The sequence below is a fragment of the Thalassospira sp. SN3W genome (genome assembly GCF_038070535.1).
In the GTDB taxonomy this organism is placed as follows: Bacteria; Pseudomonadota; Alphaproteobacteria; order Rhodospirillales; family Thalassospiraceae; genus Thalassospira; species Thalassospira xiamenensis.
In genome coordinates this window covers 519,363-544,871 of sequence record NZ_CP121124.1, presented here as the reverse complement: position 1 = coordinate 544,871, position 25,509 = coordinate 519,363, and the positions used below count along the sequence as shown (strand labels likewise).

At 53.5% G+C, this 25,509-nt stretch carries 23 protein-coding genes; 9 read left to right on the top strand and 14 right to left on the bottom strand.

What is annotated here, in order from left to right:
* Positions 1-32: 32 nt before the first annotated feature.
* Positions 33-704 (top strand): cytochrome c biogenesis protein CcdA, encoded by a 672-nt coding sequence (locus P8T57_RS02285; protein WP_063093916.1) that lies wholly within the window; start codon positions 33-35, stop codon positions 702-704.
* Positions 705-864: 160 nt separating this feature from the next.
* Here P8T57_RS02285 and P8T57_RS02280 read toward each other — a convergent pair whose 3' ends face one another.
* Genes P8T57_RS02280 through P8T57_RS02265 form a run of 4 tightly spaced genes read right to left on the bottom strand, consistent with a single transcriptional unit; the run spans position 865 to position 6,303 of the window.
* Positions 865-1,248 (bottom strand): hypothetical protein, encoded by a 384-nt coding sequence (locus P8T57_RS02280; RefSeq protein WP_063093914.1) that lies wholly within the window; start codon positions 1,246-1,248, stop codon positions 865-867.
* A 7-nt stretch (positions 1,249-1,255) separates the two neighbouring features.
* Positions 1,256-3,121, bottom strand: coding sequence for a hypothetical protein (locus P8T57_RS02275; RefSeq protein WP_157097758.1), 1,866 nt, complete (start codon positions 3,119-3,121; stop codon positions 1,256-1,258).
* Positions 3,122-3,158: 37 nt separating this feature from the next.
* Positions 3,159-5,000 carry a phage integrase SAM-like domain-containing protein gene (locus tag P8T57_RS02270; protein ID WP_341364457.1) on the bottom strand — a complete coding sequence of 614 codons (1,842 nt, stop codon included), beginning with the start codon at positions 4,998-5,000 and terminating at the stop codon, positions 3,159-3,161.
* A 7-nt stretch (positions 5,001-5,007) separates the two neighbouring features.
* Positions 5,008-6,303 carry a tyrosine-type recombinase/integrase gene (locus P8T57_RS02265; RefSeq protein WP_063093908.1) on the bottom strand — a complete coding sequence of 432 codons (1,296 nt, stop codon included), beginning with the start codon at positions 6,301-6,303 and terminating at the stop codon, positions 5,008-5,010.
* 186 nt (positions 6,304-6,489) lie between these two features.
* Between P8T57_RS02265 and P8T57_RS02260 the strand changes: the two genes are divergently transcribed.
* From P8T57_RS02260 to P8T57_RS02250, 3 genes are all read left to right on the top strand, one after another.
* Complete coding sequence (locus P8T57_RS02260) at positions 6,490-7,422, top strand: hypothetical protein (RefSeq protein ID WP_341364456.1); 933 nt, start codon at positions 6,490-6,492, stop codon at positions 7,420-7,422.
* A gap of 470 nt (positions 7,423-7,892) precedes the next feature.
* The gene (locus P8T57_RS02255; protein ID WP_341365357.1) at positions 7,893-9,767 is read left to right on the top strand and encodes a ribonucleoside-diphosphate reductase subunit alpha; all 1,875 of its coding nucleotides are present in this window, start codon (positions 7,893-7,895) and stop codon (positions 9,765-9,767) included.
* 40 nt (positions 9,768-9,807) lie between these two features.
* On the top strand, positions 9,808-10,836 hold the full coding sequence (locus P8T57_RS02250; protein WP_007090376.1) for a ribonucleotide-diphosphate reductase subunit beta: 1,029 nt from the start codon (positions 9,808-9,810) through the stop codon (positions 10,834-10,836).
* Between the two features lie 62 nt (positions 10,837-10,898).
* Here P8T57_RS02250 and P8T57_RS02245 read toward each other — a convergent pair whose 3' ends face one another.
* The 3 genes from P8T57_RS02245 to P8T57_RS02235 all read right to left on the bottom strand — a co-directional run bounded on the left by P8T57_RS02245 (position 10,899) and on the right by P8T57_RS02235 (position 12,610).
* Positions 10,899-11,660 (bottom strand): tetratricopeptide repeat protein, encoded by a 762-nt coding sequence (locus tag P8T57_RS02245; RefSeq protein ID WP_341364455.1) that lies wholly within the window; start codon positions 11,658-11,660, stop codon positions 10,899-10,901.
* A 16-nt stretch (positions 11,661-11,676) separates the two neighbouring features.
* Entirely contained in the window at positions 11,677-12,030 is a 354-nt protein-coding gene (locus tag P8T57_RS02240; protein WP_063095611.1) for a DUF2794 domain-containing protein, read from the bottom strand.
* A 154-nt stretch (positions 12,031-12,184) separates the two neighbouring features.
* On the bottom strand, positions 12,185-12,610 hold the full coding sequence (locus P8T57_RS02235; protein WP_063095613.1) for a hypothetical protein: 426 nt from the start codon (positions 12,608-12,610) through the stop codon (positions 12,185-12,187).
* Between the two features lie 454 nt (positions 12,611-13,064).
* On the opposite strand from P8T57_RS02235, the gene P8T57_RS02230 reads away from it, so the two are divergent.
* The 3 genes from P8T57_RS02230 to der all read left to right on the top strand — a co-directional run bounded on the left by P8T57_RS02230 (position 13,065) and on the right by der (position 16,709).
* A complete protein-coding gene (locus P8T57_RS02230) occupies positions 13,065-13,715 on the top strand; it encodes a tetratricopeptide repeat protein (protein ID WP_007090372.1) in 651 nt (216 codons plus the stop codon).
* A 50-nt stretch (positions 13,716-13,765) separates the two neighbouring features.
* Positions 13,766-15,106, top strand: a complete 1,341-nt coding sequence (locus tag P8T57_RS02225) for a PQQ-like beta-propeller repeat protein (RefSeq protein WP_065702023.1) — start codon at positions 13,766-13,768, stop codon at positions 15,104-15,106.
* Positions 15,107-15,227: 121 nt separating this feature from the next.
* Complete coding sequence (gene der / locus P8T57_RS02220; RefSeq protein ID WP_007090370.1) at positions 15,228-16,709, top strand: ribosome biogenesis GTPase Der; 1,482 nt, start codon at positions 15,228-15,230, stop codon at positions 16,707-16,709.
* A 45-nt stretch (positions 16,710-16,754) separates the two neighbouring features.
* Here der and P8T57_RS02215 read toward each other — a convergent pair whose 3' ends face one another.
* Together P8T57_RS02215 and P8T57_RS02210 are read right to left on the bottom strand one after the other, a co-directional pair.
* A complete protein-coding gene (locus tag P8T57_RS02215) occupies positions 16,755-17,339 on the bottom strand; it encodes a TlpA disulfide reductase family protein (protein ID WP_341364454.1) in 585 nt (194 codons plus the stop codon).
* A gap of 129 nt (positions 17,340-17,468) precedes the next feature.
* Positions 17,469-18,506 carry an aldo/keto reductase gene (locus tag P8T57_RS02210; RefSeq protein WP_341364453.1) on the bottom strand — a complete coding sequence of 346 codons (1,038 nt, stop codon included), beginning with the start codon at positions 18,504-18,506 and terminating at the stop codon, positions 17,469-17,471.
* 103 nt (positions 18,507-18,609) lie between these two features.
* Between P8T57_RS02210 and P8T57_RS02205 the strand changes: the two genes are divergently transcribed.
* Together P8T57_RS02205 and P8T57_RS02200 are read left to right on the top strand one after the other, a co-directional pair.
* Positions 18,610-19,515: a LysR family transcriptional regulator gene (locus tag P8T57_RS02205; protein WP_007090367.1), complete on the top strand. Its 906-nt coding sequence runs from the start codon at positions 18,610-18,612 to the stop codon at positions 19,513-19,515.
* Positions 19,516-19,776: 261 nt separating this feature from the next.
* On the top strand, positions 19,777-20,205 hold the full coding sequence (locus tag P8T57_RS02200; RefSeq protein ID WP_233421766.1) for a c-type cytochrome: 429 nt from the start codon (positions 19,777-19,779) through the stop codon (positions 20,203-20,205).
* Positions 20,206-20,279: 74 nt separating this feature from the next.
* Here the strand turns inward: P8T57_RS02200 and P8T57_RS02195 are convergent, their stop codons facing one another.
* The 5 genes from P8T57_RS02195 to P8T57_RS02175 form a co-directional block, all read right to left on the bottom strand.
* The gene (locus tag P8T57_RS02195; protein WP_007090365.1) at positions 20,280-20,993 is read right to left on the bottom strand and encodes an SDR family NAD(P)-dependent oxidoreductase; all 714 of its coding nucleotides are present in this window, start codon (positions 20,991-20,993) and stop codon (positions 20,280-20,282) included.
* Positions 20,990-22,450 (bottom strand): amidophosphoribosyltransferase, encoded by a 1,461-nt coding sequence (purF, locus tag P8T57_RS02190; protein WP_007090364.1) that lies wholly within the window; start codon positions 22,448-22,450, stop codon positions 20,990-20,992. Before purF ends, P8T57_RS02195 begins: the two co-directional genes overlap by 4 nt.
* A gap of 62 nt (positions 22,451-22,512) precedes the next feature.
* Positions 22,513-23,199 carry a CvpA family protein gene (locus P8T57_RS02185; RefSeq protein ID WP_007090363.1) on the bottom strand — a complete coding sequence of 229 codons (687 nt, stop codon included), beginning with the start codon at positions 23,197-23,199 and terminating at the stop codon, positions 22,513-22,515.
* A gap of 62 nt (positions 23,200-23,261) precedes the next feature.
* Positions 23,262-24,674 (bottom strand): DNA repair protein RadA, encoded by a 1,413-nt coding sequence (radA, locus tag P8T57_RS02180; RefSeq protein ID WP_007090362.1) that lies wholly within the window; start codon positions 24,672-24,674, stop codon positions 23,262-23,264.
* Between the two features lie 53 nt (positions 24,675-24,727).
* Positions 24,728-25,504 carry an ATP-binding cassette domain-containing protein gene (locus P8T57_RS02175; RefSeq protein WP_341364452.1) on the bottom strand — a complete coding sequence of 259 codons (777 nt, stop codon included), beginning with the start codon at positions 25,502-25,504 and terminating at the stop codon, positions 24,728-24,730.
* Positions 25,505-25,509: the final 5 nt, after the last annotated feature.

The following is a 25,509-nucleotide window of genomic DNA, read 5'->3' as shown; positions in this document are numbered from 1 at the left end:
CACCATGCGACGATGATAAGGAATTTACAAACGTGACACCGGACCTGTTCAACCTGATCTTTCTTGCGCTGGGCTTGGGATTTTTGGGATTTATCGAGCCCTGCACGATTGGCGCGCATATGCTGTTTCTCAACAGCCAGTGTGACCGTTCACTGCGCATGCGGGTTGGGGCTCTAGCTGCATTCATGCTCGCACGCCTTCTGGTCATGGGCGGTTTCGGCGGCGTGATCGTCATGCTGGGACAACGCATGATCGGGGTTCAGACCGGGGCATGGCTGATCTTTGGGGCACTCTATATGGTCATCGGAATTGTCTTCCTGTTCGGTGCAGGGGGACGGTTTCGGCGGCGTATCCGGATTGCGCCAGTCGGATGGCGGATCACGAAAAACCCATGGGTTCAGGGCGTTGCGTTTGGCCTGAATATTCCCGCCTGCGCCGCGCCGATCCTTTTCGGCCTGATGGGGGCCGCAACCGCAACAGGCTCCGCCGCAAAGGGTTTCATTCTGATGGCGGTCTTTGCGCTGTCGTTGTCACTTCCATTGGTACCGTTTTCGGTCGTGCCGCAACTTACTTCGCTTCTTGTCGGACTTGCAGACTGGATGCGTCCGCGCCGCTGGTTGACCGGCTTTGTTTTCGTCGCCCTTGGCCTATGGTCAATCTGGTTCGGGCTATTTGTCAATCTGGCAGACTGGGCAAAGGCATGAACTTGGGGAGGCGCCTCTCTGCTGATCTGCGGAAGTGATCTGTCGTAAGTGGGATGATTTATGGAAGATGGGAGACATGTGCATTAGGAGAGGCTTGGCGTAGACACCACGATTGATGTAAAAGGCTTGTTAAGAGTCTTCCTGTGTCGTGGAAGGCCCATTACGTATCAGAACCTTCTGCTTGTGTCATACGTACTGCCTGGCGAATTCTTGAAGCCGTTTGTCGTTCCATCTCGCGCATTTGAAGCAGCATTGCTGCCATCAGGTCTCTCGCCGTCCCGGTTTCCTGTTTTAATTTGGCGATTTCCTGACGCAGACTCATGATCTCATTTTGTTTTGATGATTTTGCTGTTGCCTCAAATGATTTCAGTCTCTCAAGCACTTTGGGATATTTGTACAGTGTTGTCCGGCTATGCCCGGCTTCGCGCGCAACCATACTTTTGTTGATTTTGGGTGTATTGCTGGAATTGGCTTTCAGAGCATGACGCGCGAGGAGCCGATCAATCGCCATCATGAATGCGGCTTCAACAGATGTGGGTGACATGGTTTCATTACCCGGGATTGTTGTTTTCTGCAGCTGCAGCTTCGGTGGTTTCAAGCTTGTTTAGCACCATAATACATTGTTCGAGGCGTTGTTTGCAGAGTTGTGCGAGAGCAAAGTCATCATTGGTTGTTGCCGTTTTCAGATCATCTTGCAATTTGGCCCGGCGGTCTTTCCAGAAGGGCAAATGAGTCTCGTCAAGGACAAGGTTTTGACATTCCCAACATAAATCCGGGCGTGCGGCCGACCATAGCGGCGCACTGATCACCCATCGGGCAGAGCAACCGATGGTACAATTCCCGGTTCCCTGTCGAAACAGGCAGGTTCCGAGGGATGTCTTTCCCCAGCGAATATCATGTGCCCGTATACCCGAGGTACGAACCAGTTCTTCAATATCGCGTGGGCGGTCATCTTCGGGACGGTTGTCCAGAGATTTTCCGAGTTGATTCGCAGTCTCTTTCAGTTTTCCACTGAGGGCCCCCGAGACGTTTTTTCTGCCGGCAATCATTTCGCCAATGAGAGAGACCGTTGACTGAACCGCAGCATCATCAAGGATCTGTTTCAGTTCTGGATCCGCATTTATATATCCCTGTTCCGTCATCGCCATACTGATGTGTTTGAAATGCTCCCGAAGCACCGGGAGCATGCAGCTGTCGCTTCGGATGACATATTGGGCGAAGGATTTGCGCCATTGATGAGAAGTAACAGTCCAATCCTTAACACCGCTTCTGACAAAGAACCTTCTCTGGCAGCGATTGACCCAACTTAAAGTATGGGCTTTCACATCTTTGGTCAGGCTTTTTGTTCGGCTAAAACCGACAATCAGTTCGTTGATGTTTCTTCGAGTGCGCCAGGGGGCGTACAACCTTTCGATGACAGATATTGCCTTGACCGGAACAGGAAGGTGATCACTCCCGACCGGGCGCAGTCCGGTGACCCAGGTGACCGGGCGAGGCGTTTTCGTCGTCTTGTAGATATGACCGGAAAGATAAAATATCTCATGAAGACCGCTGGCCGACGGTTCAATTTTTATGCAATCGGGCAAGGTATTTTGTGCCAGTGGCGTATCAGAGGCTTGCAGTCCCAGCAATTCACTCACTCTGATACCCGTCAATCCCTGGATGAGGATCAGGCACGCGTCAGTCAGAGAGTTGATGCGATCCCGTAAATGCTGCCTGTCTGGTGCATATTTTTCGGCAACCAGCAGGTCTTTGGTGTCCGCGAAATGCCGAGCCTGTAAAATGATATCCTCTGCTTCATCAAGCATGCGCAAGGCACTGGTCATTATGTGTAAAAATATGGGGTCCGGGACGGGCGGGACGGATCCCTGTTCCCTGCCTGCCAGCTGTTTCGCGACCTCGAACGCCGTCATGCCATGCCAGGGGGCGCTGCCCGGTACAGGAATTCCGGCTTTTGCCAGAACAGGGGCCTGATATCCCAAAGAAACAGGTAATGCGAGATGTTCCATAAGATACAGGGCATTGAGATTGGCTTTATCGCGTTTATCAATCAGCAGGTCATCAAGATATTGGGCGAATGCGTTGGTATCAAGCGCGCCGAAATGAGCGTAGCCGGATTTGCCCATCCAGCGGGCAAGATAATGAACCCGCCGGGAGAGCTTGCCCATTGAGCCCGGCTTGTATCTATGTCGCTGTCTTGGGTCGACAATCAATGACCAGACCAGTCGACGATGCGCGTCGAGCAATATCGCCCATTTAGGATCAACGAATTTACTGCCGTCCGGCATGATGAAATCCCAGCGTATGGTGCTGGCTGCAGCGTCGTGACCTGGCGTCAGATTGTCGAAGAACCATCTGTCATCAGACCAGCGGGAATGGCGGTTGATCCTCGTTTCCCGCAGATCTTCCGCTGCCATGAGATGATATGCTGTAGCGGTTTGTATAGGGTTCATGTCATTCGATCAGAATGGCGTGGGTTCTTTGAATGTTTTTGGCCTCATGCCAAACACTCTTGGCCGGGAACTTGCTGAGCCAATTGTTCAGGGCCTTTTGTACCGTTGACCAATATAGCCAGCGACCTGGCGGTAAATCGTGACGTGCTTTCTCAATGGCATTGTGGAGATGAAGCAGTTGTGCCAAAGCGTGTGAATTGTCGGGGATCACGGCGGCGCGAGGACATAGCGGACACTCTCCCCAGGCGGTGCAGAGTTGTCCTGTGGACTGGGATGCGAGAGGAGAATCATAGGGGTCGGTGCATTCAAACCCCGGCGTTGCGGCGCGACCTGTATTGTTTGGAAGATTGATACGGTCATCGGACTTTCCAGATGTCCGGATATATCGTTCCCGTCGGTTCAAAAGATTGCCCAATGTTTCCCGTCTGCGGTGCCGGGCCGCTTCCGACACATAATGCGTTTCCGTTGTCTCTGTGTGCCAATGATTGAGAATTGCCTGTTGTGCCTTGATATCCCCGTTACTCAGTTGATTGACAATCTCCGAGATGGTGGGGCGAATGTTCGACAAGCTGAAATCAGGGAGTTGATTATCTTTTCTGAAAGCAGAAAGTGCGTTAGGGAAGGTGCAGGTTGCATTGAGATAATGATGAGCCCTTCCGTAATTTCTGCCCTGAAATATGAAGAGCATATCATGGTCGGGATCGTGCTCGGCATTTGGGAGGCGACGGGTCAGCTTTCCGACATTGTTGAAAATGGAAATCGGGCTATCAATCTCTGTGCTATCCTGAGGATAGGTTCGAACCTGATCGCCTCGCGCGCGTTTCTTCCCGCCGACCACCCGATATCTCGGCGCCAGTTCGGCACTTCCTTTAAGTAACGAGCTCTCCCGAAGGGCGGATTTTCGTAAAGCCAGTATGGTTTCCGGATTGAAGGCCGTCCTGATTGCCATCATCACGACAAACGGGACCAGAGAGCGCTTTGTTGCATACAGCCACGGAGCAATACCCTTGATCCCTCCGAAAAACTCGATTTGTCGTCGCCGGCCATCGCCGTCAGCAAAGAATTGTTTGCTGTTCGTCACATAGCCACCATAGCGGTCTTCAATGATTGCCAGCAATGTTTCAAGTCTATGCTCGGTGGGTGAAGCACCCGCCTGCAGGCGTTCTCTACCTGATTTAATAAAGTCGTTTCCTTCTTCCCATTTGCGCATCGATGTCTGCATTTCTTTGATGCAGGCGCGCTCAATCGTTACAAGATCGGTGATAGCCAAAATTGGTCGATGAGCAATTTGCTCGTTTATTCCAGGCCAGGGATTTGGCTGGATATAAGCATCCCCAGGGACTTCGCTTGTATATTGTGGATTTTGTTTAAGATAGTGCAATACAACACGGAGTGGGGAGATTAACCCGGCTTTCGTTTTGCTTGTAAGCTGTTGGGTGTCGAGCCAGAAAATGTACTCATTAAAAAGAGTTGTGGTCAGATCCGACAGTTTAAAATGTGCTTTTCCCTGTTCGCACATAAAAGCAAAGAAGCGATTGAGAGCTTGAACCTTGTTGACCTGGGTAGAGGGACCAAACTTGCGAATATGCGAGAAAATGGCCGTAGCAAACGGAACAGACAGATGTTCGGCTTTCAGCCAATCGTCGCTGACATTGATCTGGGCACTGCCGCGGTTGGATTTTGCGGTACGGGGACAGTTTAGCGTGAGTTGACACAGTTTTCCGTCAGGTGACAGCTTTTGGATAACCCCGTATTCTCTCTCTTCCTTTTCCGGACGGGCCAGGTTGTTCCTGTCGAAGGCAGGTGCCGCACCCGGGCGATACGTGAGAAAAGATCTGTCCATGCGCTTTCTAGCCATCGCGTAGGGCCTTGAGATACGTATTCAGGGTATCTGTCATGAGTGCTTCCCGAATTTGTACACTCCGCAAATATGTATTGATTGTTGTCGTTATGTGACTATGGCCAAGCAATGTTCGCAGGCTGAGCCAGGGTTCTGCTTTGCCCGCGCGAACCAGTTCAAAATACATGGTAACCGCAAAGGTATGACGGAGGTGATGAAAGCTGTGCAGGGCTTCAGGTCTGTCTAAGGGGCTGGTTGTGCCGTTTTTATGGGAAGGGCATACAAGACCGGCTTTCAGAACCGCGCGCTGAAAGTGGCGCCAGATGGAATGAGCTGTCATTGCTTCACCCGGATTTCTTTTGGCATGGGCGTGATTGACAAAAAGAGCCTCGACAGATGTTTTCGCGCGTCGAACCGCACGGGCCCGTTCTGTTTTTACGTAATGTCGCAGATCATCATGGATTATGCCCGGTACGACAACTGTGCGCGGCTTCAGGCCTTTGGTTTTGTAAAGAGGCAATGCGACGTTGCTGTAGCTACCATCTTTCTTGAGATTCTTGTATTGCGACAGAGTGAGGTTGGCGCATTCGTCAAGTCGCATTCCTGTGGCGACAGCAAGGCTGGCAATGAGCCGGTCTCTGCATGGACGACGATCAGCTTTGTCTCCGGGGATCGAACCAAGTTCGGCGAGCACTCGTTGAAGAGCTTCGGGAGAAAATGCCTCAGCCGTTTCACTGTTATAGGTTCTCGGAAGCAGTTTACTCGTTTTGACCGTATTGTCGCCGGATTGAACATGCGCCATCCGGGTAATTGCATAATTTCGGGGTTTGATACGTTCTTCGTAAAACTCTTTCGCATCAAATTCAATCAAGCCTTGTCTGGACGCCCATTCATAGAAGTCAACGATGGTGCCAAGCCTGCGGCGTACTGTTGCAACAGCATATCGTTTACCGGTTTTAGGTGATTTGCTGCATAAAAGCTTGTCGCGATATAGTTCGATGTCATCGAAACAAGCAGCGTCCCAATCCCTATGAATCAAGCCTAGATATGTGAACCACTCATACAGGTCATAGGTTAAAGCTGTTTGTGTGTTTCCTACCGAGGGAATTCTCGAGGACCGGACGCATTTGTCATGGAGATAGAATAAGACCGGCTCAACAATTCTGCATCCGTCATAGACAAGATAGTGGAAACCGGTAGGGAGACTGTGGCTCTTCACTTGATCCCACTCGGTATCGCGGATGATCGTTGCAGGTCGAACGACATCCGCTGTTTTGGCAACCGTGTAGTAGGGAACTGTCAGCATGCTTCCCTCATTCCAAATGTCGGGCACCGGGTTTTGTTTGTCATCTTGAGGCTGTGATATCAGACCTTACCTGCACCGCCAGCATGCTGGCGGTGCAGGTAAGGTCTGTAGGCACAGTGGCAGCTAAACAGCCATGTTAGCAAGGAAGTTTGTGTATGTGAACAATGTTAGTAATGTCATATAACGTTGCTCGATATCACCACATCCGATGGTGAAAATGTCCCGGCACTTGTCGGACCGACCAAGCAGGGTGATATCTATGTCCTTGATCGTCGAACGGGCGAACCGATCATTCCGGTTAGGGAAGTTCCCGCACCTGGCGGTGCCATCCCGGAAGATTTCACAGCGCCGACACAGCCGGTATCGGACCTGACCTTCATGCCCGAACCGCTGACGGAAAAGGATATGTGGGGCATTACACTGTTTGATCAGCTGGCATGTCGCATTCAGTTCCATCAGTTGAAATATGAAGGCCGTTATACCCCGCCTTCTTTGGAAGGGACGCTGGTTTATCCCGGTAATTTCGGCACATTCAATTGGGGCAGTGTGGCGATTGATCCCGAAAAACAGATCATGTTCGGCATGCCGACATATCTTGCTTTCACATCGCAATTGATCCCACGCGACGAAGTGCCGCCGCGCGGTACGGAAAAAGCCAGCGAGATGGGGATCAACCGCAATGAAGGCGCGCCTTATGCAGTCAGTATGGGGCCATTCCTGTCACCAGTTGGCGTTCCTTGCCAAGCTCCGCCATGGGGCTATGTCGCGGGGGCGGACCTTCGCACTGGCGAGGTTGTTTACAAGCATAAAAACGGTACGGTTGAGGACATGACACCCTTGCCATTACCGTTCGAGCTTGGTGTGCCAGGTATCGGTGGTCCGATCATCACCAAGGGTGGTGTGGCGTTCCTTGGTGCGGCGGTTGATAACTACTTCCGTGCCTATGACGTCACCACGGGCAAACAGCTTTGGGAGGCGCGGCTGCCTGCTGGCGGGCAGTCAACGCCGATGACCTACACCACCGATGACGGCACACAATATGTGCTGATCGTTGCTGGTGGGCACGGTTCCATCGGAACCAAGGCCGGTGATTACGTGGTGGCCTATAAACTGCCCTAAGCACGTTTCGAATATCTGTAAAAAGCGTCCGGTTTGTCCGGGCGCTTTTTGTTTGGGACAATTCAAATCGGGAATCGCAACTGGCGTTTTGCGAATTTGTAGGATGCTGATCACCCCAAACTCAACCTTTGGGATCAAGCTGTTCGCAAAAATTTTGCTGATCTTTTGCTTGACCGCAGGGGGAGTAAAAAATGCCTTTGCCGCGAATCATTGGATATCCGGGATTGTAACGGAACTGATACAATTGATTGACGGTTTTTTATCCATTCACACTACATATTGTGTTTTCAATCGGGCTTTGAGCAGGCATAACCATTTTCAAACGGGCATTGGAAACGGCTATTTTTCATGATCTGGCAGGCCGTCAACCGGGGCCGGATCAGGCAAACGCCGTTTGATGAAGATAACAAACAGGAAGCGGATCGCCGCCAACGTGCGACCGTTCAGGTAAGGGGACTACAAGCATGAAGATGCTGGATGTGGTGCAGCACGAAAAAGGTGCGCGCGTTATTGTTGATCGTTCGCGCGATGCATTGCTGACTGACTTTGGCAAGGCGGTTTTGAATGACCGTTATCTGATGCCGGGCGAAAGCTATCAGGATCTGTTTGCGCGCGTTGCCAGCTACTATGGTGACAACGAAGCGCATGCGCAGCGTCTTTATGATTATATTTCCAAGCTCTGGTTCATGCCCGCCACTCCGATCCTGTCGAATGGCGGGACCACGCGAGGCTTGCCGATTTCCTGCTTCCTGAACGAGGCAGACGATAATCTTGGCGGTATTGTCGATATCTGGACAGAGAATGTCTGGCTTGCGGCACGTGGCGGCGGAATCGGTTCATACTGGGGCAATCTGCGTTCGATTGGGGAAAAGGTCGGCAAGAATGGCAAGACGTCCGGGGTAGTGCCGTTCATTCGCGTGATGGACAGCTTGACACTGGCGATCAGTCAGGGATCGTTGCGCCGCGGATCGGCCGCGGTTTATATGCCGGTCAGCCATCCAGAGATCGAAGAGTTTTCCGAGATGCGCCGCCCGACCGGTGGTGACCCGAACCGCAAGACGCCGAACCTGCATCAGGGCGTTGCGATTTCGGATGCCTTCATGCGTGCGGTCGAAAATGATGAAGAATGGGCGCTGACATCCCCAAAAGACGGGCATGTTGTCCGCAAAATCAGCGCGCGTTCATTGTGGATACGTTTGCTGACATCGCGCGTTGAAACAGGCGAGCCCTATATGCTGTTCATCGACACCGTGAACCGTGCGGTGCCGGAACACCACAAGCTGGCCGGGCTTAGTGTCAAGACGTCGAACCTGTGTTCGGAAATCACGTTGCCGACCGGCAAGGATCATCTGGGCGGGGATCGTACTGCTGTTTGCTGCCTGTCGTCGCTGAACCTTGAACATTATCTGACCTGGAAGGATGACACGCAGTTCATCGAAGATATTCTGCGTTTCCTTGATAACGTGCTTCAGGACTTTATCGATCATGCGCCCGATACCATGGCGCGTGCGAAATATTCCGCGATGCGTGAACGTTCGGTTGGTCTTGGCGTGATGGGCTTCCATTCCTTCCTTCAGGCGCAGAAAGTGCCGCTTGAAGGGGTAATGAGCAAAGTCTGGAACAAGCAGATTTTTGATCACTTGAAAAAGCATGCCGATGCTGCGTCCGAGAAGTTGGCGGAAGAACGCGGTTCGTGCCCGGATGCGGCCGAATACGGCATCAAAACCCGTTTCTCGAACAAAACCGCGATTGCGCCGACCGCATCGATTTCGATCATTTGCGGCGGTGCTTCGCCGGGAATCGAGCCGATGGCGGCGAACTCCTACACCCACAAGACGCTTTCGGGCTCGTTTAACGTGCGTAACAAGTATCTTGCCGAGGTTCTGGAAGAAAAAGGTCGTAATACTGAGGATGTCTGGACATCCATCACGGTGCATGAAGGGTCGGTTCAGCATCTTGATTTCCTGTCTGATCTGGAAAAGGACATCTTCAAGACTGCGTTCGAGCTGGATCAGCGCTGGCTGATCGAACTTGCCGGTGATCGCACGCCGATGATTGATCAGGCACAGTCACTGAACATCTTCCTGGCGTCGAATGTTCATAAACGCGACCTGCATCAGATCCATTTTCAGGCATGGAAAAAGGGGGTCAAAAGCCTTTATTACTGCCGGTCGAAATCGATCCAGCGGGCCGAGGTGGTTGCGAACATTCCGGGGCGTGCGAAGTCGAATGATGCCGATATGCCAAGCCCGGAAAGCTCGTTTGAAATCCCGGCACTGGTTGCGGCCGCCGCCGCACAGGCAGCCAGCGAACCTGACTATGATGAATGTCTCGCCTGCCAGTAAGGCGGCTTGAGTACACAGAAATTTTGCGAGAAGTGACGATATGTCTGACGATAAAGTAATTGATCTTCTGACGGAAAACCCGGTCTACAAGCCGTTCCGTTATCCGTGGGCCTATGAGGCGTGGTTGACCCAGCAGCAAATTCACTGGCTGCCCGAAGAAGTGCCGCTGGCCGATGACGTCAAGGATTGGAACCACACGATTTCCGATGCCGAGCGCAACCTGCTCACGCAGATTTTCCGCTTTTTCACTCAGTCGGATATCGAGGTCAATAACTGCTATATGCGCCATTATACGCGCGTATTCAAACCAACCGAAGTCCAGATGATGCTGGCGGCATTTTCCAACATGGAAACCATCCATGTAGCCGCCTATTCGCACCTTCTTGATACCATTGGCATGCCCGAAGCCGAGTATGAGGCCTTCTTCCAGTACAAGGAAATGAAGGACAAATACGACTATATGCAAATCTGGGGCATTGGTCCGGAAGACGAGTATACCGACGAGCATGGCGACCTGCGTTTAACCACACAGGGCAAGCGGAACATCGCGAAGACGCTTGCGGTGTTTGGCGCCTTTACCGAAGGTTTGCAGCTGTTTGCCTCATTTGCGATGCTGATGAATTTCCCTCGCTTTAACAAGATGAAGGGCATGGGGCAGATCGTCACATGGTCTGTGCGCGATGAAAGTCTGCATTGCGAAAGCATCATCCGCCTGTTTCGGACATTCTGCAAAGAGAACCCGGAAATCTGGGATGACGAAATGCGCAGCGACCTGATCGAGGCCTGCAAAACCATCGTCAGTCACGAAGATGCGTTTATCGATCTGTCGTTCGAAGCCGGTGCGGTGCAGGGACTGACAGCGGAAGATATCAAGAAATACATCCGCTATATCGCTGATCGTCGCCTTAGCCAGCTTGGTCTTGAGGAGCAATACGGGATTGAACAGAACCCGTTGCCTTGGATGGATGCGATGCTGAATGCGGTCGAGCACACCAACTTCTTTGAAAACCGCGCGACGGAATATTCAAAAGCCGCAACGCGCGGTACTTGGGACGAAGCATTTTCCTGATCCTGGTCACGGAACGAATATCATGCAAAAGGCCGCCTTCGGGTGGCCTTTTGTATTCTGGTTCAGGGAACAACCAATTCCTGTAGCCGTTTGTCAACACGTCTGATTTCTTCAAGGCGCAGCTTTGGTTCAAGATTGGTAATTGCCGTTGCCGGGTCCATTTCAAGTTCGACACCGGGTGGCAGGGGGCGTGGGCCAAGGGCTGAACGGCGTAGCCAGTAATAGGCATCTGCATAATCCTGTTCTATACCCCAGCCGCGTTCCAGCATCGCGCCGAGCATGAATTGGGCGGCATGCATGCCTTTTTCGGCGGCGATCCTGTAATAATGGGCGGCTTCAACATAGTTTTGTTCCGCTCCACGACCGTGAAAATACTGTTCGCCAATCAGAAAGGCGGCATCGGTATTGTTCCCGTTGGCACGAAGAGCACGTTTCAAGAATTCTGTGGCGCGGAACTGGTCATAGCGCAGCCCCCAGCCATTGAAATACATCAGCCCAAGATAATAGATTGCATTTGCATGATTAGAGCGTGCTGCAAGGGCAAACCAATCTGCCGCCTGTCGGTAGTCCTGTGGTCCGGCAAGACCGCGATAGTAAAGCAGGCCAAGCGCATATTGCGCACGTGGATCGTCTTCCTGTGCGGCAACGCGCCACTGTGCGCGGGCCATCTCATAATTCCCCGCCTGATAGGCCTTATAACCACTGGTGTAGTCGGCCTGTGCCGGTGGGGCATGAAACGTATATGCCGCCAGAACAAGAAAACCACACAGGATGGTGCGATTGCCGCGATTGGGCGAGAAGAAAGCAAGTATGGAAAGGAGCAAAAGGCGAAACCGATCTTTAACGGGATTTGAACAGCGGGACGACTTTGCGTGCACGTTTTTCAACGGCATCAAGAACGTTCTGGATTTCCGAGCTTTGTTTAATTTTTTCACCGCTGTGAAGTGCTACGAAATGCCCGGCATTCTTGTGATCCGCACCAAGTTTGATGACGGTGAAGATGGCTGTTTCGTGTGAGGAACGGAAGATGGAGAACATGGCCATGCCATCAAGATGATCAATGGCATAGTCGCGCCATGCGCCACTTGCGACTTGTCTGGAATAGGTGTTCATGAGCTGCATCAATTCAGTCCGGTCGAAATGCACAACGCTTTTGGCTTTGCGGTACTGAGCCAGATTGAACAATGTACCCATGTCTTTCTCCGGACGTAATTTCAAAAGGCCGGGATAGAGCGTTTATGACGCTCTGATGACACGGTAGCGCGGTTTATCCGCAGCCTCAAGTTTGAAAGGGCCGGGATATGAAAATTTTTACAAATATATGTGGGATTTCAGTTGGTTGAGGCGATTACAGGCTGCGTGAGCGTGTTGGCGGCCAGTCAACGGTTTGTGCACCGGTGTTATAAGGATCGGGTGTGCGATAGCAGCTGACGGCGGCCAAGGTGCGATAGCAATAAAGTGGCGGTTCCGGGACCGGGTCCTTTTTGCAGTATGATTTGCCATCGATCTTGCGGATGGTCGAACAATCGCGGCCAGTCGAAAGGGAAACGACGTGGTCAATCAGGGTTTTGTCGGTGTTGATGATGCTGACAACGTCGAGCGCGATATACCATTCAACACCGGTGAAGATGTGTGTACCTGCAATGTCGGATGCGGTGGTATCGCAGCCTGAGACCCCGGCACCAAGCAGCGTTGCGAATAATCCAGCCAGAACGCGCTGACGGATTATTCGTTTCGCCTCTTGTCGGCTTTGGGCCTTGTGCAAGCTTTTCATCCTGATCTCCGTGCATCGACCGGTCAGTATTTGCCCGGTAGCGATTAAAATTCCGTTTCCCGAATTTACAAATGCAATCCATGTGCCGTTTTGGGTGAAGCAGATACTGTTTTTGATGTTGGGACGGATTGGCCACATTTCAGCCGGGTTTGGCAATTAACCGGACGGCAGATTATGATTTTGGCGGCAGATTTTCGTTCGGGTTAAGGTCTGGTCCTGCATCGCAGGCGGCAATTCTTTCCTTTGATGGTTGTTCACTGGATCAAAAACAACGTGATGGGTGGCAGTTTTGCGCGTGAAATACAGCATTGCGGGATTTAATTGCGATATTGGCGGCTCCTGATGTGCAGCGGACTTGACCCCTTGCGTACTGGCGCGTTAAATCCTTGCCGGAATTAATTCTGACAAGCGGGCAGGTTGCCCGCTTTCTTTTGATCGGATTGGAGCGGTTTTCGTGGTTGATATTTTCCAGGAAGTCGAAGAAGACCTCAAGCGCGAGCGCAATGAAGCGCTGTGGCGCAAATACGGCAAATACATCGTGGGTGTGGCGGCCGTGATCGTGCTGGGTGTTGCCGGACGTGAAGGCTGGAAAAGCTACGAGGAAAATTCGCGCATCGAAAACGGCACGCGCATGGCAAATGCCATTGAACTGGCACAGGCTGGTGAAGAAAAGCAGGATGCGGCACTGGGTGCGCTTGATGCGATCATTGCCGATGGCGATGCCGGTTTTGTCGCCCTTGGTCATTTCCAGAAGGCGGCAATTTATCTTCGCGCCGGGGCGAAAGATTCCGCGGTCGCCGAGCTTGAGGCAATTGCGGGTAACAGCGACGTCGAAAAGATCTATCGCGATCTTGCCGTGGTTCAGATTGCGATGAACAACGCCGACGCATCAAATGCCAAGGATTTGGTTTCGCGTTTGGAACCGATCGCTGTGCCTGAAAATCCCTGGTACTACTCGGCACGTGAAATGATCGCGATGCTTCATATCGCAGCAGGCGAGGTAGAGGCAGCAAAGCCGCTGCTGACCGAGATTGCCGATGACAGCGAAGCACCGTCAGGTATGCGCGCCCGCGCAAGTGAAATTCTGAAAGCCGTTGGCGCCTGATTGGCGGGAATGGCACAGGCAACCTGTTCACAGGGACTGGATCAGAGGATATGGTTTTGAGACCACGCAACATTAAATCCCTTTTGTGCGTCATGGGCATGTCGGTTGCCGTTTCGGCATGCTCAAGCTGGCTTGGAGAATCCGAAGATCCGCCGCTTCCCGGTGAACGCCTTGCGGTTCTATCACTTGAAAGCACGGTTCAGCCGGATGCCGAATTGAGCGATCAACGCGTGATCCTGCCGGAACCGGAGCCAATGGAAGACTGGCCGCAGAACGGTGGTCTGCCAAGTCATGCCCTGCATCATGTCGGTCTGGACAACGATGTGCTGCGTCAGGATTGGTCTGTTGGTATCGGCGAAGGATCGATGGATGACAATCTTCTGCTCAATCAGGCGATTGTAGCGCGGGGTGTGGTGTTTACAATTGATGCCGACGCCGTCGTTCGTGCGTTCAGTGCCAAATCGGGCAAGCGTATCTGGTCGCTTGAACTGGCGAAGGACGAGGACGAAGACAGCACGCTTCTGGGGGGCGGTCTTGCCTATGAAAACGGTATTTTGTACGCGACGACCGGCTTTGCCGAGGTAATCGCGATTGATGCTCCCAGTGCAACCGTGATGTGGCGCTCACAGGTAACCGCCCCGATGCGCGGCGCGCCGACGGTTCGTGGCGGGCGCGTGTTCGTTGTGACGGTTGATAACCAGACTGTCGCACTGAACGCTATGACCGGCGAGACACTTTGGAGCCATCGCGGCGCATCTGAAGGTGCTTCCTTTATCGGTGGTGCAAGCCCGGCGGTTGATCAAGGGGTTGTTATTTCGGCTTACACGACCGGTGAAATGTACGCGCTTCGTGTTGAAAACGGTCAGGTGATCTGGTCCGATGCGCTGGCATCGGCGGGGCGCACCGATGCGGTTTCGGCGATTGCCGATATTCGCGGTCTTCCGGTGATTGACAATAATCTGGTGATCGCCACCAGTAATGCCGGTTTGACGGTTGCGATTGACCTTCGCACCGGGTACCGCGTCTGGGAACTGGAAGCCGGAGGCATCCAGTCGCCGTGGGTTGCGGGCGATTATGTTTTCATCCTTACCAACACAAATGACCTGATAGCCTTGCGTCGAGACACCGGACAGGTTAAATGGGTGACTGCTTTGCCGCGTTTTGTCGATCCCGAAGATCAGGAAGGCCCGATGGTATGGACCGGTCCGGTCCTGGTTGGTGACCGGTTGATCGTTGGAAACGAGCAGGGCGAAATCATGACTGTTTCCCCGTATAGTGGCGAGATCATTGGCAAGGATGAAGTTTCCGGCCCGATCACCTTGCCGCCGTCTGTTGCGGGTGACAGTCTTTACTTCCTGACTGCGGATGCCGATCTAATCGCGTATCGCTAACAGGTAGAACACAGTTTTTGCGAAAGATCCGATCTTTTGCCTGATATGCGCGTGCGCCGGAACGGGGTAAACTGCCCCTCGGCGCACATCGCCGTTTTATAACAATGAGTCTGAAAGTCAGATGTCGCTGAAAGTAGCCATTATCGGTCGCCCCAATGTCGGGAAGTCGACCTTGTTTAACCGTCTGGTCGGCAAGAAGCTGGCGCTGGTTGATGACCAGCCGGGCGTCACACGTGATCGCCGTTATGGCAGGGCGCGTCTTGGCCATATGGGTTTCGATATTATCGATACCGCCGGTCTGGAAGAGGCATTTGACGATTCAATCGAAGGCAAAATGCGCCAGCAAAGCGAAATGGCCTTTGAAGAATGTGATATTGCGTTTTTCCTGATCGATGCGCGTGCGGGCCTGACCCCGCTTGACAATCACTTTGCCGATTGGCTGCGCAAACGCAAGAAGCCGGTTTATGTGATTGCCAACAAGCACGAGGGCAGGGATCAGGATGCAGGTCTGTACGAGGCTTATGGCCTTGGTCTTGGCGATGTTGCGCCGATTTCAGCCGAGCATGGCCTTGGCATGGAATTGCTGATAGATATCATGCGCCCCCATTGGGAAGAATATCGCGATAAGCAGCGCAAAGCGCGCAAGGAAGGCGATATTGCTGCCATCGATGACGATTTCGAAGATGACGAGATGGACGAGGACGATGGCTCTTTCCCGTCCTTTGAAATCGAATATGACGAAGACGATGAAGGCGAGGAAGAAGTTGTTCGCAAGGACAATTCGAAAATCCAGCTTGCGATTGTCGGCCGTCCAAATGTGGGTAAATCAACCCTTCTGAACCAGCTTTTGGGTGAAAACCGGGTAATGACTGGTCCGCAGGCTGGTTTGACCCGTGACTCGATTGCCGTTGACTGGTCCTATGAAGGCCGTCCGATCCGTCTGGTCGATACCGCCGGAATGCGCCGCAAGAAGAAGATTGATGATCGGGTTGAAAAGCTGTCTGTGACCGATACCTTGCGCGTGATCCGCTATGCGCAGGTGGTTGTCATTATGCTCGATGCGACCAATACGCTTGATAAACAGGACCTGACGATTGCGCGTATGGTCCTGGAAGAAGGTCGTGCGCTTATCATTGCGGTGAACAAGTGGGATGCGGTCAAAGACAAATCCGGTGTGATGTCGGCTTTGCGCGACAAGCTTGATACGTCCTTTGCGCAGGCCAAGGGTATTCCGATCCTGACATTCTCGGCCCTTACCGGTCGCGGGACAGATACCTTGATGCCGACAGTCCTTGATATCTATGATATCTGGAGCCGCCGTATTCCGACCTCGCAGCTGAACCGCTGGCTTGAAGCCATTACCGAGCGCCATCTGCCACCGGTTATTTCCGGCCGTCGTATCCGTCTGCGGTATATGACCCAGGCGAAATCGCGTCCACCAAGCTTCTTTATCAACTGCTCCAAGGCCGCCGAGCTGCCCGAAAGCTATACGCGCTACCTGATTAATGGTCTGCGCGAGGATTTCGACATGCCGGGTGTTCCGATCCGCATTTATTTGCGTAGCAGTGACAACCCCTATGGCAACAAGAAGAAAAAACGATAGGGCCTGAGTGCAGAAGCATCAACGGGGGCAGGAATGCCTCCGTTTTTATTTGGCAGGCTCTAAAAGACGGTCAATGAAATCGGCAGCATCGTCTGACTGCCAGTCGATCAACCCGGTTATATAGCCAAGAATACGGCCATCACGATCAAGGGCGTATGTGATCGGCAGGCCATAAAGGGCAAACTCGGCATTCTTTGGATTGTCACGGTTGCTATAAGCGGTTTCGCCGTTCGGATCGACGAAAAGATCAAGATTTTCAAGGCCCAAACGGCGGTAAAAGGGAATGGCCGCCAACAACCCGTCTTCATCTATCGAGACCGGAATGATGACAAGTTCATCATTGGAATGGTCATAGGCCAACTGATCAAGCGACGGCATTTCAGCCATACAGGGCAGGCACCAGCTGGCCCAGAAATTTACCAGTACCACCTTGCCGCGATAGGTCGTGATACTGGTCTGCTGATTTCGCCGGTCATAAAAGCGGGTGTTGCGCGCAATCCGTTGGGGATCAAGTTCGACAAACTGGCTGCTTTCGCCAATCAGAGTCAGTGGCGACGCTTCAGTCCCCCCGATGGCAGATGCCGAGATTGTAAAGATTGCAGAAACGAGAAGGCAGCGCAAAAATCGCATCGGGCATCCGTGGCATGATCAAACCGGATGTTCCGACTAACCGTTGATGTTGGCAAAGACAAGACAGGGCCGATCAATCCGTCGTGATCAATACCGGGTGATCGGCCCTGTTGCAGGTATTTGTAATCCTTATGCAAATAATGGCGGGTTTAGTCGGGCGAAGCCTTCCTGGATGTAATTAGGGTAATGCGGGTAGGGTGGTTGCCTTTTGCTGACGGCATCAAGGCGGGCGATTTGTTCGCTGGAAAGGGACCAGCCAACCGCACCCAGATTGTCGCGCAATTGCTGTTCATTGCGTGCCCCGATAATCACAGATGCCACCGTAGGGCGGTGCAGCAGCCAGTTGATGGCAATCTGTGGGACGGTTTTGCCGGTTTCGGCACTTAGTTCATCAAGCACATCGACAATGTCATAGAGATGGTCTTCATCAACCGGCGGGCCGAATTGTGCGGTTTGATGCAGGCGGCTGCCATCAGGGATCGGCGTGCCGCGGCGGATTTTACCGGTCAACCGGCCCCAGCCCAAGGGGCTCCAGACCAGTGCGCCAAGTCCCTGATCCTGCGCCAGCGGCATCAGGTCCCATTCGTAATCGCGCCCGACCAGTGAATAGTAAACCTGATGGGCGACATAGCGGCTGTAACCAAGGTGATCAGATACGGCGAGAGATTTCATGATCTGCCACCCGGCAAAATTTGAAACGCCGATATAACGCAGCTTCCCGGCGCGTACGAGGTCATCCAGCGTTGACAGGACTTCCTCGACCGGGGTGAAGGCGTCAAAGGCGTGAAGTTGCAGCAGATCAATGTAATCGGCCCCCAATCGTTTCAGGGCGGCATCGGTTGCCATGATCAGGCGGTGGCGCGAGGTGCCAAAGTCATTCGGGCCATCGCCAACCGGCAAGGCCAGTTTGGTCGACAGTATGATTTTGTCGCGGCGTCCTTTGATGGCTTCACCCAGAACCTGTTCGGACGCACCGTCGGAATAGACGTCGGCACTGTCGAACATGTTCAAGCCTGCTTCCAGGCTGATATCGATCATGCGGCTGGCTTCGCGGGCGTCAATTGTACCCCATGCACCGAACAGGGGGCCCTGGCCGCCAAAGGTACCTGCACCAAAGCTGAGTGCCGGGACACGCAAACCGGAATTCCCCAATTGTCTGTATTCCATTGTTTTCTCCGTCACTGGAAATGGTTCATGGGGGGAATATGGACAAAGGATTTATTTTCAACTAGTAGTATCTTAAGAAGAAGATTTGTGAGTTGAATTCACTGTGGCGCGACTTGAAACCAACCGATCCGGCGAGATGGAAGTCTTCGTGCGTGTTGTTGAACGCGGCGGGTTTTCTGCTGCGGCACGTGATTTCAACATGACACCATCCGCCGTCAGCAAGCTTGTCGGTCGGTTGGAAGATCGGCTGGGAACGCGATTGTTTAACCGGTCGACCCGCAAGCTGCATCTGACATCCGAAGGGCAGCGGTTTTATGAACGCGCACTTGATATCATTGCGGATATTAATGAGGCAGAACAGGAAGTCGCAACCGCAATGGCACCGCGCGGGCGGTTGCGCGTAACGGCCAACGTGCCTGTCGGGTTGCATCGTCTTTTACCGTTGGTGCCGCTGTTTCGGGAACGGTATCCCGATATCACGCTGGACGTGACAGTCAGCGACAAGGTGATGGACCTGTATGAGGAACGTGCCGATGTGGCGATCCGAAGTGGTCCGTTACAGTCATCCGGACTGATTGCGCGCAAGCTTGGGCAATGCCGGATGGCAATTGCCGCCTCCCCGTCATATCTTGAAAAACACGGACGACCAACGACCGTGGATGCGCTGCAAAGCCATACATTGATCGGATACAATTTTCAGCGTGTTCTTCCTGACTGGCCGTTTCGGGTAAACGGGCAGGACGTTTCGGTAACCCCGGGTGGTGTGTTTGACGTTGCGGATGCCGAAAGTGCGCGTCAGTTGGCCCTTGCAGGGGGCGGTATCGTGCGGCTCGCAAGGTTCCACATCAATGCGGAAGTCGCGGATGGCAGGCTTGAGGTTTTACTGGATGAATTTTATCCCGGCGGCGGTGTCGATATTAACGCCGTTTATATTGGCGGGCGAGGGCATTTACCCGCCCGTGTTCGAGCATTTTTGGATTTCTGCGCCGAAAACATCCGTCTGAATTGAAAAAACACGCGTTGATTATTGCGGTGAACAAGTGGGGCGCGTTGCAGGACAAGGCCGATGAGATGTCGGTGCTCCTTTTCGCACATGGGGTCGTGCAAAACGGTTTGCAGTTTCGTTGATACGCTTGTCTCGTGGCATAGGCTTCTTTACAGTCGCAACGCTGCACCGTTTGGAGCCAAGCAAGCAACCTAAGGACTTTATATGCACCAGCATTTTTCTTTTACTCGCCCTTTGGGGCTATCCTTTGCCGTTGGAATCGCATTGGCGGTAGGATTTTCGGGTTTCGGTGTGGTTTGGGCGCAGAATGACACCAACGCCGGCGCTGCTAATATTGTTTATCCGGAAATGGATGCCCTGCGAGGTAAAAAGCTGTTTGCCGAGCGTGGTTGTGTTGTTTGCCACGCCGTGAATAATGTCGGCGGAGATATCGGACCGGGGTTTGATGCCAGCAATATCGATCAGTCATTAAACCCGTTCGATTTTTTTGCGCGGATGTGGCATGGCGCGGATGAGATGCTGCATTTGCAGCGCGCTGATCTTGGCTATCAGATTGATTTCAACGGTCAGGATCTGGCCGATATCTATGCTTTCGCGCATGACAGAGAGGCACAGGAAAGCTTCACCGAGGATGATCTGAGCGACCGTATTCGTGAGATCATCGATAATGGTCCGTCGGTCACATTTGAATAGTAAGTCCCCGGATTACGCAAATACCAAAAAGGCCGGACATATGCCCGGCCTTTGTCATTTCAGGTCACTTTGGCTTAGTATGCGTTGACGGCCTCGGCATGTTTTGTGCAATCGGTTGCGGCCAGATCGACAAACACATCGGTGATGCTTTCAGCTGTCGGAAGGGTTTCCGGGTCTTCACCCGGATAGGCCTCTGCGCGCATCTTTGTGCGGATGCGGCCCGGATTGACCAGATTAACACGCAGGGGCGTTTCTTCGACTTCCTGGGCATAGGACAGCACCAGACTTTCCAGCGCGGCCTTGGTCGACGCATAAAGGCCCCAGAAAGCACGTCCCTTGAACGAGGCATTCGAGGTCACAAAGATCGCTCTACCGGCATCGGAAAGACGCAGAAGTTTATCGACACTGCGGATCAGGCGAAAATTCGCCGTGACATTCGTCGCATAAGTGTTTTCAAAAACCTGTGTATCGATATGGCCGACCGGGGCAAGTTCCCCCAGAAGACCGGCATTGCCAACGACGATGTCCAGTTTGCCAAAGCGTTCATAGATCGATGCTCCCATGGCATCGATCTTTTCATACATGGTCAAGTCCATCGGCAGCAGAACAAGTTTGCCGCCGTCGGCCCGGATTTCGTCATCAAGTTCTTCAAGCGCACCGACATTGCGACCCAGTGCAATGACAGTGGCTCCCTCGGCAGCAAATCGTTTTGCAACCGCGCGACCGATCCCGTGCGAGGCCCCGGTAATCAGGGCAACGCGGCCTTCAAGGCGCTTCGCATCACTCATGCGGACTGCCTTTCGACAAGCTGGCTAAGTTTGCGGTCCTTGTTTTCGGCCTGATGATCGACCAAACGGATCGGATAATCACCGGTGAAGCAGGCATCACAGAAGGCCGGACTGTCATTGTCGCGTCCCGTGAGACCGGCTGCGCGATAAAGGCCGTCAATGGTAACAAAGGCAAGGCTGTCGACACCAATGATCTTTGCCATGCTTTCGATGTCGTGATTGGCCGCCATCAGTTTTTCCTTCGACGGTGTATCAACACCATAGAAGCACGGATTGGTGGTCGGCGGGCTTGCGATGCGCATATGCACTTCGGCAGCACCAGCCTGACGGACCAGATCGACAATCTTGGTCGAGGTGGTGCCGCGAACAATAGAATCGTCGACCAGAATAACGCGTTTGCCCTTGAGCTTGCCGGGGTTGGCGTTGTGTTTCAGCTTTACGCCAAGGTGGCGGATCTGATCGGTCGGCTCGATGAAGGTACGACCGACATAGTGGTTGCGGATGATGCCCAGTTCGAACGGGACGCCACTTGCCTCGGCATAGCCAAGCGCGGACGGGACACCTGAATCGGGGATCGGTACGACCACATCGGCATCAACACCGGATTCCAGTGCCAGTTCGCGACCGATATTTTTGCGCACGTCATAAACGCTTGTGCCTTCGACGATGCTGTCGGGGCGGGCGAAATAGACATGTTCGAAAATGCAGAAACGCGATTTGACCGGTTTGAACGGCTTGATCGATTTGAGGCCGTCATCCGTGATTTCAACGATTTCGCCCGGTTCGACGTCGCGAATGAATTCCGCGCCAACGATATCAAGGCCAACCGTTTCCGATGACAGAATATAGCTGTCATTCAGCTTGCCCAGAACCAGCGGACGTACACCCAGCGGGTCACGCACACCGATCAGCTTTTTCTGGGTCATGACCACAAGGCTGTATGCGCCTTCGACCTGACGAATGGCATCAATCAGGCGATCCACGATTTTTTCATACAGGCTGGTTGCGATCAGGTGAATGAATGTTTCGGTATCAGAGGTCGACTGGAAGATCGAACCACGTTTTACAAGACGCTCCCGCACGGCAAGTGCGTTGGTCAGGTTCCCGTTATGGGCAATCGCCAGACCGCCGAATTCGAAATCTGCAAAGAGTGGCTGCACGTTGCGAAGGCCTTTGCCCCCGGCCGTGGAATAGCGCACATGGCCGATGGCACGGTGGCCTTGCAGGCTTTTGATTACGTCTTCAGAACCGAAGATATCGCCGACCTGACCGGATGCCCGGTGCGCAGGGAAATCTTCGCCGTCATAGGAAACGATGCCAGCGGCTTCCTGTCCGCGATGCTGAAGCGCATGCAGGCCAAGGGCCGTCAGGGCCGCCGCATCGGGCGATCCGAAAACACCGAAAACACCGCATTCTTCACGCAGCTTGTCGTCGTCAAATGGATTGGTGGTCAGCATGAGTGGGTTCCGCTCTCTCGCCGGTGGCGCAGGATACCGCACCCATGCGAAACCCTATCGCCTCACTCGTTGGTGGTCGCCTCAATCAGACGATCCAAATCATCGCGCGAGGGCCTTGTATACCCGTTTAGGGGCTTGGGTCCAGCACCTTTTGGCTCAGGACCCAGAAGTTGACGGTATGTCTGGTCGTTGATTTCCGCATCACGTTGCGCACGGGCAATTTCTTCGGCGGTTGTGTCAAAGATTTCATTGGGCATTGCGCGCATCAGCAGAAACGCACCTTCTTCCAGAACCGGGCGGGTACGGGCGTCTCGAACCCAGTCTGGCTGCGAGGTTGCCGGCAAAAGCCATGACAGAGCCAGAAAGCCGATACAGGCGATAAGCCCGCCACGCAGAAGCCCGAAGACAAAGCCAAGCGTGCTATCGAGGCTATCAAGACCGGAATTCTGAACGGCACGACCAATACGCCCGCTGATGAAGGAAAAGATCAGGAAGCTTATCAGAAACAACCCAACCCCGGTGGCCAGATCGGCAATCAGTTCGGAAGGAATCAGATCACGCACATAGGGGCGCGCGACCGGATAACCATACAATGCGCAAAGACCAGCCCCGACCCAGCCCATCATCGACAGGGTTTCATGGATAAAGCCGCGGAAAAATGCAAACAGACCGGAGATCAGGACAATGCCTACTATCACCAGATCGAATACGTCCCGTGCACCAAGATCGGGCAGGCTGGAAAAGTCCATAATTTCGTAAATCCTGTTGGTCAGTCAGTTCGCAGTACGCGCACAAAAAAGCCGGGCAACGATCAATACATGCCTTCGCGCGGACGCACCTTGTCACGAACATCGTCGCCGAAGAGATTTACCAAATCCTGAAGATGGCCGATTTCACGCTGGTTAAGGCCCTTGATCGTGATTTTCTTCTTGCCGTTACCACCGGTTCGCGGGCTATAGGCATTTACAAAGCCGAGTTTGGCGGCTTCTTTAAGGCGTGATTCGATTTGACCGACAGGGCGGACTTCGCCCGAAAGGCCGACTTCGCCGACAATAACGGTTTCGGCAGGAACCGGCGCATCTGCGACGGCAGATATGAGGGCAGCCGCCACGGCAAGGTCGGCGGCGGGTTCGCCCACACGCATGCCACCGGCAACGTTCAGGTAAACGTCAAATTGGCTAAGCGGCAAGCCACAGCGCGCATCCAGAACCGCAAGGATCATGTTCATACGGGCCGAATCCCAGCCGACAACCGCCCGACGTGGCGTGGCGAGTGCTGATTGCGCAACCAGCGCCTGAATTTCCACCAGCATCGGGCGGGTGCCTTCAAGCCCGGCAAACACGGCGGTGCCCGATACCGGGGCTTCGCGGTCGGCAAGGAAAAGGGCGGACGGGTTCGGGACTTCGACAAGGCCCGCATCGCCCATTTCAAACACGCCAATTTCATCGGTCGCACCAAAACGGTTTTTAACCGCGCGCAGAATGCGGAACTGATGGCCGCGTTCGCCTTCGAAATATAGAACCGTGTCGACCATGTGTTCCAGAACACGGGGACCGGCAATCTGGCCTTCCTTGGTGACGTGACCGACAAGGATCACGGCAAAACCCTTGCGCTTGGCAAGGCGGATCAGTTCAAGTGCACAGGCGCGGACCTGCGATACGGTACCCGGGGCACTGTCGAGCGTATCGGCATACATCGTCTGAATGGAATCGATGACCACGACTTCATGTGAACTTTGATCCAGTGTCGCGATGATATCGCGCAGGCTGGTTGCGGCGGCAAAATCGACCTTTGATTTTTCAAGTCCAAGACGGGCGGCACGCATGCGCACCTGATCAACCGCTTCCTCGCCCGAGATATAGGCGCATTTATGTCTGGCCGACAGGACGCCAACGGCCTGCAACAGGATCGTTGATTTACCGATCCCAGGATCGCCGCCAACCAAAAGGGCAGAGCCAGGAACAAGGCCGCCACCAACCGCACGATCAAGTTCGGCAATGCCGGTTATGATGCGGGGCGGGCTTGCACTTTCACCTTCAAGGGCGACGAAATCAAGCTGTTTGCCCTTCGACCCGGTCGCGATGCCACCGGTTGCCTTGGGGCTGGCTTCAATGCGTTCTTCCTCGATCGAATTCCATTCGCCGCAGGCATCGCAACGTCCGGTCCATTTCCGGTATTCTGCACCGCAATTCTGGCAGATGAAACGACTTTGGGTTTTGGCCACAGGTGGCTCCGCGCATGAGGATGGAACGAAACAGGCGAAGGGGCTGATCGTGATCAGAGATGCTTCAGATCAAGATCCAGCGGACCTTCGATATCACCCGAAACGAACTGTTGCAAATAGGGGTTATCGGCATTGTCGATTTCAGAAACCGGACCATCCCAGATGATCTTGCCCTGATACAGCATGGCAACGCGATCAGCGATTTTGCGCGCGCTTGCCATGTCATGGGTGATGGTCATCGCACAGGCACCAAGCTCGCGGGTGCATTTGACGATCAGATCATTGATCACGTCACCCATGATCGGGTCGATGCCAGTGGTCGGTTCATCAAAAAACAGGATTTCCGGTTCGGTGGCAATGGCGCGTGCCAAACCGACACGTTTTTGCATGCCGCCCGAAAGAGATGCCGGGGACATATTGGCGACTTCGGGGCCAAGGCCGACATCGGAAAGTCTTGCTATGGCAATGTCACGGGCCTGTTTGCGTTTCATGCCGCGGCCTTCGATCAGGCCGAAGGCGACATTTTCCCAAACAGGCAGGGAGTCAAACAACGCGGCCCCCTGAAACAGCATGCCGGTATGATCAAGCATGTCTTCACGGGCGGACCGCGATGCCCCGACCATTTCAACACCGTTGACCTTTATGGATCCTTGTTCAGGTGTCAGCAAACCCAGAACGCATTTCAGTGTAACGGACTTACCGGTACCAGAGCCGCCGATGATGGCAACGGATTCTCCCGGGCCGACATCAAGATTGACCCCCTGGAGCACCTTTTTGGCGCCAAAGGACTTGTGTACATCACGAAGCGAGATTTTGGCTGTGTCGCTCATATCCC

Excerpts from the sequence above, each read along its gene's own strand:
- P8T57_RS02280 (WP_063093914.1), bottom strand. The coding sequence starts at position 1,248 with ATGTCACCCACATCTGTTGAAGCCGCATTCATGATGGCGATTGATCGG.
- P8T57_RS02275 (WP_157097758.1), bottom strand. The coding sequence starts at position 3,121 with ATGGCAGCGGAAGATCTGCGGGAAACGAGGATCAACCGCCATTCCCGC.
- P8T57_RS02270 (WP_341364457.1), bottom strand. The coding sequence starts at position 5,000 with ATGGACAGATCTTTTCTCACGTATCGCCCGGGTGCGGCACCTGCCTTC.
- P8T57_RS02265 (WP_063093908.1), bottom strand. The coding sequence starts at position 6,303 with ATGCTGACAGTTCCCTACTACACGGTTGCCAAAACAGCGGATGTCGTT.
- P8T57_RS02255 (WP_341365357.1), top strand. The coding sequence starts at position 7,893 with ATGCTGGATGTGGTGCAGCACGAAAAAGGTGCGCGCGTTATTGTTGAT.
- P8T57_RS02250 (WP_007090376.1), top strand. The coding sequence starts at position 9,808 with ATGTCTGACGATAAAGTAATTGATCTTCTGACGGAAAACCCGGTCTAC.
- P8T57_RS02240 (WP_063095611.1), bottom strand. The coding sequence starts at position 12,030 with ATGGGTACATTGTTCAATCTGGCTCAGTACCGCAAAGCCAAAAGCGTT.
- P8T57_RS02235 (WP_063095613.1), bottom strand. The coding sequence starts at position 12,610 with ATGAAAAGCTTGCACAAGGCCCAAAGCCGACAAGAGGCGAAACGAATA.
- P8T57_RS02225 (WP_065702023.1), top strand. The coding sequence starts at position 13,766 with ATGGTTTTGAGACCACGCAACATTAAATCCCTTTTGTGCGTCATGGGC.
- der (WP_007090370.1), top strand. The coding sequence starts at position 15,228 with ATGTCGCTGAAAGTAGCCATTATCGGTCGCCCCAATGTCGGGAAGTCG.
- P8T57_RS02215 (WP_341364454.1), bottom strand. The coding sequence starts at position 17,339 with ATGCGATTTTTGCGCTGCCTTCTCGTTTCTGCAATCTTTACAATCTCG.
- P8T57_RS02210 (WP_341364453.1), bottom strand. The coding sequence starts at position 18,506 with ATGGAATACAGACAATTGGGGAATTCCGGTTTGCGTGTCCCGGCACTC.
- P8T57_RS02195 (WP_007090365.1), bottom strand. The coding sequence starts at position 20,993 with ATGAGTGATGCGAAGCGCCTTGAAGGCCGCGTTGCCCTGATTACCGGG.
- purF (WP_007090364.1), bottom strand. The coding sequence starts at position 22,450 with ATGCTGACCACCAATCCATTTGACGACGACAAGCTGCGTGAAGAATGC.
- P8T57_RS02185 (WP_007090363.1), bottom strand. The coding sequence starts at position 23,199 with ATGGACTTTTCCAGCCTGCCCGATCTTGGTGCACGGGACGTATTCGAT.
- P8T57_RS02175 (WP_341364452.1), bottom strand. The coding sequence starts at position 25,504 with ATGAGCGACACAGCCAAAATCTCGCTTCGTGATGTACACAAGTCCTTT.